Below are 8,866 nucleotides of genomic sequence, written 5' to 3'. Positions count from 1 at the left end.
AGGACTTCTGCGCCGGCCAGCAGATGAACCGGCTGTTGCAGGGCGACGTGGGCTCGGGCAAAACCATTGTGGCCTTCATCGCCATGCTGATGGCGGCCGGTCTTGCCTATGCTGCCCCAGGGGCCCCTGGGGCAAGGCCAAGCACAGCTTGGCGGTACAGCCCCGGGGCCCCATGACGTGCGCCGAATTAAAAACCACTCTGACCGGGCGAACGATTAACGGCGGGCCACTCCGTTTTACAGGGCCCCTGGCCATTCATTTCCTGCCCCTTATGCCTATTAAAATTCTTGCGTTTCTGGTCTTTTTGCTGAGCTGCCACGCGGCGCGGGCGCAGAACGACGTGGTGAACGACGACGAAAAGAGCAGCTTCAATCTGAACAAGCCCGAGCGCGAGCAATGGCTGAAAAACACCGGCGCCGGCCTCTTCATCCACTTCAGCGTGGATGCGCAGCTGGGCGTGGTCATCAGCCACTCGCTGGTGGGGGCTTCGGATGACTACGTGGAGCGCTTCTTCAACGAGCTGCCCAAGACGTTTAATCCCGACAAGTTTGACCCCCGCGAAATAGCGACCCTGGCCAAGCTGGCGGGCATGAAGTACATCGTGTTCACGACCAAGCACCACGCCGGCTTCTGCATGTGGGACACGAAAACGACGGATTTTAACATCACCAAAACCCCGTACAAGAAGGATTTGCTGCGGGAATTTGTGGACGCCACCCGGGCCGCGGGCCTCGACGTGGGTTTGTACTTTTCGCCGGAGGACTTCTACTTTCTCCACGCCAACCACATTCCCATCAGCCGCACCAACGTGCAGATGGACGCGGCCATGGCCCAGAAGTACGCCGACTACAACCGCCGGCAGTGCGAGGAGCTGATGACCAACTACGGCAAAATCGACGTGCTGTTCATCGACGGCGAACCCAAGGAAATCGTGAAGCAAACCTGCTGGCGCATTCAGCCCAACCTGCTCATCACCCGCGGGGCCATCAAAACGCCCGAGCAAACCCTGCCGGGCACGCCCATCACCCAGCCCTGGCTCTCGCCCATCACCATCGGCACGGCCTGGCAGTACCAGCCCACCAACGAGCGCTACAAGTCGGGTACCCAGCTGATTGACCTGCTCGTGGAGGCCCGCTCGAAGGGCGGCTCGCTGCTGCTGAACGTGGGCCCCAAGCCCAACGGCGCGCTGCCCGAGCCCCAGGAAGACCGCCTGCGCGAGCTGGCGGCCTGGTACTTCCTCAACCACGAGTGCATCGACAGCGTGAAAACCTGGGTGATTAACAAGGAAAACAACGTGCTTTTCACGGCCAAGGGGCGCGATTTGTACGCCATCGTGACGGAGGTGCCCGACTGGAAGGAGGGCGAGCGGCGCACCTTCACGCTGCACTCGGTGCGGGCCCTGCCCACCACGGCGGTGAGCGTGCTGGGCCAGAACAGTAGGATAATGGAGTACAAGCCCAACGCCGACGTGCGCTGCACCCACCAGCAAACCGCGGCAGGCCTGGTGGTGTCGGTAGTAAAAGCCCAGCGCATCTACGACGACCACCGCTGGCCCAACGCCGTGGTTATCAAGCTGGCCAACGTGCAGCCCGCCATCGCGGAGGCCGTGACCGTGGAAACCACCGCCGCCCAGCCCGCCGCCGCCAGCACCCGGCTCAGCGGCCGCCTCTACAACTATAAGGACAAGCGCGTGACCCGCGCCCGGTTTGCCTACCGCGCCTACCGGGGCCGCGTTGAAACCCTGTACGCCGACCCGTGGCAGTACTCGGCCTGGGTGCCGGTGGGCCCCGACGGCTGCTTCGGCGCGCCGGTGAAACCCCCGAAGGGCGCTTACGAATACAAGGCCGTGGCCGAGCAGAGCGGCGTAGCCGTGGAAGGCGACACCAGGCTGATAAACTAGCCTCAATATATTGCGCATCCAATTGATAAGTAGCTTTTTAATACGCGCCGGGCTGTGCCTGGCGCTGCTGGGCGCGGGCCTCGGGAATAGGGCCCTGGGGGCCCCACTGCCCATTATTCCGCAGCCGGTGCGGGCGCGGGCGGGCGGCGCGCCCTTCGTGCTCACGGGCCGCACGGCGCTGCACACCGGCCCGGGCCTGGCCCCGGGTACGGCGGCGCGGTTCCGGGAGTACGTGCGCACCGTGGGCCACCTCGCGCTGCGCCCGGGGGCGGCTGGGGGCCCTGGGGCCCCGGCGGCGGCGGGCATTTTCCTGCGGCTCGATGCCCGGGCAGTGCCCCAGGCGGAGGGCTACCGCCTGGTGGTGGGCCCCCGGGGCATCACCTTGACGGGCCACGACGCGGCGGGCGTTTTCTACGGCCTCCAAACCCTGAGCCAGCTGATGCCGGCGGGCACCGGGGGCCCCTTGCGCCTGCCGGGCTGCGTGGTGGAAGACTACCCGCGCTTCGGCTACCGCGGCGTGCACCTGGATGTGAGCCGCCACCTGTTTCCGGTGCCGGTGCTGAAAAAATGGCTGGACGTGCTGGCTTTTTATAAGATAAATACCCTGCACTGGCACCTCACCGACGACCAAGGCTGGCGCATCGAAATCAAGAAATACCCGCGCCTGCAAAGCGTGGCCGCTTACCGCGCCGAAACCCTCATCGGCCACAAAAAGGAGCTGCCCCACCGCTTCGACGGCCAGCGCTACGGCGGCTACTACACCCAGGCCGAGGCCCGCGAGGTGGTGCGCTACGCCGCGGCCCGCCACATCACGGTGATTCCCGAGATTGAGATGCCCGGGCACGCCCTGGCGGCGCTGGCCGCCTACCCGGCGCTGGGCTGCACCGGGGGCCCCTACCAAACCGCTACCTTCTGGGGCGTGTTTGACGACGTGTACTGCGCGGGCAACGAGGCCACATTCAGTTTTTTAGAGGGCGTAATGGACGAGGTGGCGGCTATTTTTCCGTCGCGCTACCTGCACATCGGCGGCGACGAGTGCCCCAAGGTGCGCTGGCAGGCCTGCCCCAAGTGCCAGCAGCGCATGAAGGACGAGCACCTGCCCAACGAGCAGGCTTTGCAGAGCTACTTCATCCGGCGCATCAGCCAGCACCTGGCCACCAAAAACCGGCGCGTCATCGGCTGGGATGAGATAATGGAGGGCGGCCTGACGCCGGGCGCCACCGTGATGAGCTGGACCGGCGAGCAGGGCGGCGTGGAAGCGGCCAAGCTGGGCCACCCGGTCATCATGACGCCCGAGAAGTACGTGTACTTAGATTATTACCAGTCGCTGAATCCGGCCGAGCCCCTGGCGGCTGGCGGCTACACCCCCCTCAGCAAAACCTACGGCTACGAGCCGGTGCCGACCGGGCTGAGCGCCGCGCAGGCCGGCTACGTGCGCGGCGTACAGGCCAACCTGTGGTCGGAGTACCTCCCCACCGCTGGCCAGGCGGAGTACATGCTGTTTCCGCGGGTGCTGGCGCTAGCCGAAATTGCCTGGTCGCCCCGGGCGGCGCGCAACCTGCCCGCGTTTCTGGCGCGCACCCGCCGCCACGAGTGGCGGCTGCGGGCCCTGGGCGTGGCCACGAACCGCGCTTACGACCAAATTACCGACACGCTGCGCGAGGGGCCCCGGGGCCTGCCGCTGCTCGAATTGCGGACCAGCGCCCCGGGGGCCGAAATCCACTTCACCACCGATGGCCAGGAGCCTACCGTCCAGAGCCCGCGCTACCTGGGGCCCCTGCCCATTGCGCGCAGCGGCGTGGTGCGGGCGGGGCAGTTTGGGGGTGGGGGCCCTACTCAGCCCCTGTATTCCAGGGAGTTCGACATCAACCTGGCCACCGGCAAGCCCGTGGCGCTGGCCCACCCACCGGCCGGCAACTTCGCGCCGCCCAGCCCCGGGCGCGTGCTCACCAACGGCGTGGCCGGCAGTGCCCGCTACAACGACGGGCAGTGGGTGGGCTTCAGCGGCCTTGACCTGGGCGCGACCCTGGACCTGGGGGCCCCGCAGCGCATTACGGTCCTGGGCACCAACATACTGTGCTACTTCTGGCAGAAAATGTGGGCCCCCACGGAGCTGGTGTTTTCGGTATCGGTTGACGGGGTGAGCTACCAGGATGTGTACCGCCAAACCGATTTTCCGGTCAACGGCATCAACCCGGTGCGGGCCACCATTGCGCCGGTGCAGGCCCGCTACGTGCGCGTGCGGGGCCTGAACCGGGGCCCCATTCCGGCCGGGGCCTACGGGGCGGGCGGCAAGGCCTGGCTGCTGATCGACGAGCTGCTGGTGAACTAAGCAGCCAGCCACAAGTACTGCGCGGCGCTCAGCAGCACGAACTTTGTGGCGCGCGCTGCTGCCCCGGGGGCCCTTCACCCAACGCACTGCGTAACAGCAGCCGGTGATTAGGCAAAAGCAACGAGGAATACTTGTTTTGAAATTCAGCTATTTAATTCTAGATAATCAATTTTCAACCAACCACTTATCCCCTAAATCCTAATGCCTACGCCCGACGAAAACTTCACCCAAACCGGCCTGCGCCTTCCCCCCGCCCCCGCCCCGCTGGGCGTGTACAAGCCATGCCTGGTGGACGGCCACTACCTCTACGTATCGGGCCACGGCCCCGTGCAGGACGATAAGAGCCTCATCATCGGGCGCATTGGCGCGGACCTCGACCAGGACGCCGGCAAGCTGGCCGCCCGGCAGGTGGGCCTCACCATCCTGGCCACCATTGTGGCTAATTTGGGGAGCCTCAACAAGGTCAAGCGCGTTATCAAGGTGCTGGGGATGGTGAACTGCACGCCCGATTTCGAGAAGCACCCCTTCATCATTAACGGGTGCAGCGAGCTGTTTGCCCAGGTGTGGGGCCCCGAGCACGGCGTGGGCGTGCGCAGCGCCGTGGGCTTCGGCTCGCTGCCCGACAACATTCCGGTGGAAATCGAGGCGCTGTTTGAGCTGGCGTAAACTGTTTAACAGCAGTAGCGCATAAACAAACGCGCCTTGGCTGCTCGATAAAGCGTTATTAATCAGAACGAAATCCAATAGCTAACAGCTAGAAGCTGATTACTTAGTAGCAGGCCCGACATGGACGAGTGGTTCCGGATTTTGGACGTGGCGGCGGTGGATACGCCCGCCCTGGTGGTGTACCCGGCGCGGGTGCACGCCAACCTAGCGCAGCTCGTGGCGCGCATCGACGACGTGGCCCGGCTGCGCCCACACATCAAAACGCACAAAACCCCGGCGGCCGTGCGCCTGACGCTGGCCGCCGGCATCACCAAGTTCAAGTGCGCCACCGTGGCCGAGGCCGAGCTGCTGGGGCAGTGCGCCGTGCCCGATGCGCTGCTGGCCTACCAGCCCGTGGGCCCCAAAGCCGTCCGGTTCCTGGCCCTGATGGCGGCCTACCCCGCCACCCGGTTTTCGTGCCTGGTGGACCACCCCGCGGCGGCGGCGCAGCTCAGTGCGCTGGCCACCGCCGCGGGCCAAACGGTGCGCGTGTTCATTGATTTGAACGTGGGCATGAACCGCTCGGGCATTGCCCCGGCCGCCGCCGGGGCCCTGTACCAGCAGTGCGCGGCGCTGCCCGGCCTGGCCGTGGTGGGGCTGCACGCCTACGACGGCCACATCCACGACGAGGACTTGGCCGTGCGCACGGCGCGGTGCCACGCGGCCTTTGCGCCGGTGGCGGCGCTGGTGGCGCAGCTGCGGGGCGCGGGGCTGGCGCCGGTGGTGGTGGCGGGCGGCACGCCCACCTTCCCCATCCACGCCGCGCGGCCCGGGGTGGAGTGCAGCCCCGGCACTTTCATTTACTGGGATGGCGGCTACGGGCGGGCCTTTGCCGAGCAGCCATTTGAGCCCGCGGCGCTGGTGTTGGGCCGGGTGGTATCGCTGCCTGATGCCACCAAACTGTGCCTGGACATCGGGCACAAGGCCGTGGCCTCGGAAAGTCCGCTCGATAAGCGCCTTACGTTTCTCAACGCCCCCGAGCTGCGGGTGGTGGGCCACAGCGAGGAGCACCTGGTGGTGGAGGCGGGCCCCGGCCACGGCTACCAGCTGGGCGACGTGCTCTACGGGCTGCCGCACCACATTTGCCCCACGGTGGCCCTCTACGAGCGGGCGTTAGTTATTGAAAACCAGCGCGTGGCCGGCGAATGGCCCACCCTGGCCCGCGCCCGCGCCCTCACCCTATAAGCGAAGCCCATGCTGATTGTAGACGCCCACCTCGACCTAAGCATGAACGCCCTGGAGTGGAACCGCGACCTGACCCTGCCCGTGGCGGCGCTCAACGCCCGCGAAGCCGGCCTCACCGACAAGCCCGACCGGGGCCGAGCCGTGGTGAGCCTGCCCGAATTGCGGCGGGGCAACGTTGGTTTGGTAGTCGCCACCCAGATTGCCCGCTTCGTGGCCCCCGGCAACGACCTGCCCGGCTGGCACTCGCCCGCCCAGGCCTGGGCCCAAACCCAGGGCCAGCTGGCCTGGTACCAGGCGATGGAAGCGGCCGGCGAGCTGGTGCAAATCAACAACCTGACCGCGCTGGAGCAGCACCTGGCCCTGTGGGCTAACGCTGAGCCCGCCGAGCGCAAGCCCGTGGGCTACATTTTGAGCCTGGAGGGGGCCGACTCGCTGGTAACGGTGGGCCACCTGGAACGGGCCCACGCCAGCGGCCTGCGGGCCGTGGGGCCGGCCCACTACGGCCCCGGCCGCTACGCTCAGGGCACCGACGCCACGGGCGGCCTGGGGCCCCAGGGCCGGGCGCTGCTCCAGGAAATGGAGCGCCTGAACATCATCCTCGACGCCACCCACCTGTGCGACGACAGCTTCTGGGAAGCCCTCGACCACTTTGGGGGGCCCGTGTGGGCCAGCCACAACAACTGCCGGGCCCTGGTGAACCACAACCGCCAGTACAGCGACGACCAGATCAGGGCCCTGGCGGCGCGCGGCGCGGTCATTGGGGCCGCCCTGGATGCCTGGATGATGGTGCCCGGCTGGGTGCGCGGCGAATCGACCCCGCGGGCCATGCAGTGCAACTTGGACGTGATGGCCGACCACATCGACCACATCTGCCAGCTCACCGGCAACGCGCTGCACGTGGGCATCGGCTCCGATCTGGACGGCGCGTTCGGCCGCGAGCAGTGCCCCTACGACCTGGAAACCATCGCCGACTTGCAAAAAATACCCGCCCTGCTCACCCAGCGCGGCTACACCACCGCCGACGTGGCGAACCTGATGCACGGCAACTGGCTCCGGTTTCTGAGAAACGCCTGGCAGTAACTCGCTGCTTTACAAGGATTCATAGCTGCGGCGCGAGCCCGTACCACCAAGCTGTGCTTGGTCTTGCCCTGGGGCCCCAAAGGCAGCATACGCAAGACCAAGCACAGCTTGTGGTACGGGCTCGCGCCACGCCAGAATACACCCGCGTAGCCGGCCGGGGCCCCACCTTTGCGGGCATGACGCGTTTCCGCTTTCCCCACCCGCTTGTGCTGCTGATGGGCTTTATTGTGCTGGCTACGGCGCTGAGCTACTGGCTGCCGGCCGGCGAGTTTGTGCGCCGCCTCGACCCCGCCACCCAGCGGCTGGTCGTCGTGCCCGGCAGCTACCACCCCGTGCCGGCCACGCCCGTGGGGGCCCTGCAAATGCTGGTGGACGTGCCCCGCGGCTTGCTCGACGCGGGGGCCGTGGTGTTCCTGATTTTCCTTTCCGGCGGCGCCTTCACGGTGGTGGACCGCACGGGGGCCCTGCGCTACGGCGTGGATTGGCTGCTGGCCCGCGCCCGGGGCCGCGAGGTACTGGTGCTGCCGCTGCTGGCCGCGTTTTTCGCCACCATGGGGGCCCTGGAGAACATGGGTGAAGAGATTATCGCCCTCGTGCCGGTGCTGGTGCTGCTGATGCGCCGCCTCGGCTACCCGGCCCTCACGGCGGTGGCCATCAGCACGGGGGCGGCGGCGGTGGGGGCCGCCTTTAGCCCCCTCAACCCCTTCCAGGTGGGCGTGGCCCAGAAGCTAGCGCAGCTGCCGGCCCTCTCGGGCGGGGCCTACCGGGTGGCGCTGCTGGTGCCCGCCCTCGTGCTGTGGACGGCCACCACCATGCGCCACGCCGCCCGCTACCGCGTGGTGCCCAGCGCCGCCGATGCCGCCGCCGATGAGGTAGCTGCTGAACAGGGCCCCGGCGCGGGCCGCCACGGCCTGGTGCTGCTGCTCATGTTCGGCGTGTTCGGGCTGTTTGCCTACGGCGTGGTGCGGCTGAATTGGGACTTTGACCAGATGTCGGCCCTGTTCCTGGCCCTGGGCATCGGGGCGGGGCTGCTGGGCGGGCTGGGCCTGAGCGGCACCGCCGACGGCTTCGTGGCGGGCTTCCGCGACATGGCCTTTTCGGCGATGCTGGTGGGGTTTGCGCGGGCCATTTTCGTGGTCTTGGAGCAGGGCCACGTCGTCGATACGCTGGTGCAGGCCCTGGCCGCGCCGCTGGCCCACCTGCCCGTGGCTGCCGCCGCCCTGGGCATGATGGGCGTGCAAACCGCTCTGCACCTGCCCGTGCCCAGCGTCAGCGGCCAGGCCACCCTCACCATGCCGCTGCTCGTGCCCCTGGCCGACCTCATCGGCCTCTCGCGCCAGGTGGTGGTGCTGGCTTTCCAGTACGCCGCCGGCCTCTGCGAATTAATAACGCCCACCAACGGGGCCCTGATGGCCATGCTCGCCGCCTGCGGCGTGGGCTTCGACGAGTGGCTGCGCTTCGCAGGGCCCCGGTACCTGGCCCTGCTGGCGCTGGGGGCCCTGGGCGTAGTAGCGGCCATTTACCTCGGGGTGTAGCGCGGTGGCTGCGGGTTCGCACGGTTTACGTATTAACCAGAAACTGTCATCCTGAACGCAGTGAAGGATCTGAGGACAGCCGAACGGCGCGCAGTAACTGATTACTGCAAATCGTTCGGCTGTCCTCAG

General features: G+C 67.1%; 6 protein-coding genes. All 6 read left to right on the top strand.

The window, feature by feature from the left end:
• Nucleotides 1-271: 271 nt before the first annotated feature.
• The 6 genes from BEN49_RS17760 (at nt 272) to BEN49_RS17735 (ending at nt 8,737) form a co-directional block, all read left to right on the top strand.
• On the top strand, nt 272-1,900 hold the full coding sequence (locus tag BEN49_RS17760; protein ID WP_070745762.1) for an alpha-L-fucosidase: 1,629 nt from the start codon (nt 272-274) through the stop codon (nt 1,898-1,900).
• A 10-nt stretch (nt 1,901-1,910) separates the two neighbouring features.
• Nucleotides 1,911-4,232 (top strand): glycoside hydrolase family 20 protein, encoded by a 2,322-nt coding sequence (locus BEN49_RS17755; RefSeq protein ID WP_204376154.1) that lies wholly within the window; start codon nt 1,911-1,913, stop codon nt 4,230-4,232.
• Nucleotides 4,233-4,433: 201 nt separating this feature from the next.
• Nucleotides 4,434-4,898: a RidA family protein gene (locus BEN49_RS17750; protein WP_070745759.1), complete on the top strand. Its 465-nt coding sequence runs from the start codon at nt 4,434-4,436 to the stop codon at nt 4,896-4,898.
• Nucleotides 4,899-5,018: 120 nt separating this feature from the next.
• Nucleotides 5,019-6,122, top strand: coding sequence for a D-TA family PLP-dependent enzyme (locus BEN49_RS17745; protein ID WP_070745756.1), 1,104 nt, complete (start codon nt 5,019-5,021; stop codon nt 6,120-6,122).
• A 9-nt stretch (nt 6,123-6,131) separates the two neighbouring features.
• Nucleotides 6,132-7,202 carry a dipeptidase gene (locus BEN49_RS17740; protein ID WP_070745754.1) on the top strand — a complete coding sequence of 357 codons (1,071 nt, stop codon included), beginning with the start codon at nt 6,132-6,134 and terminating at the stop codon, nt 7,200-7,202.
• Between the two features lie 176 nt (nt 7,203-7,378).
• Nucleotides 7,379-8,737 carry a YfcC family protein gene (locus tag BEN49_RS17735; RefSeq protein ID WP_070745752.1) on the top strand — a complete coding sequence of 453 codons (1,359 nt, stop codon included), beginning with the start codon at nt 7,379-7,381 and terminating at the stop codon, nt 8,735-8,737.
• Nucleotides 8,738-8,866: the final 129 nt, after the last annotated feature.

The organism is Hymenobacter coccineus (assembly GCF_001816125.1).
Taxonomy (GTDB): domain Bacteria; phylum Bacteroidota; class Bacteroidia; order Cytophagales; family Hymenobacteraceae; genus Hymenobacter; species Hymenobacter coccineus.
This window is presented reverse-complemented; position numbering and strand designations above follow the sequence as displayed.

What these genes read in the sequence shown, in the direction of transcription:
- BEN49_RS17740 (WP_070745754.1), top strand. Translation starts at nt 6,132, where the DNA reads ATGCTGATTGTAGACGCCCACCTCGACCTAAGCATGAACGCCCTGGAG.
- BEN49_RS17760 (WP_070745762.1), top strand. Translation starts at nt 272, where the DNA reads ATGCCTATTAAAATTCTTGCGTTTCTGGTCTTTTTGCTGAGCTGCCAC.
- BEN49_RS17745 (WP_070745756.1), top strand. Translation starts at nt 5,019, where the DNA reads ATGGACGAGTGGTTCCGGATTTTGGACGTGGCGGCGGTGGATACGCCC.
- BEN49_RS17735 (WP_070745752.1), top strand. Translation starts at nt 7,379, where the DNA reads ATGACGCGTTTCCGCTTTCCCCACCCGCTTGTGCTGCTGATGGGCTTT.
- BEN49_RS17750 (WP_070745759.1), top strand. Translation starts at nt 4,434, where the DNA reads ATGCCTACGCCCGACGAAAACTTCACCCAAACCGGCCTGCGCCTTCCC.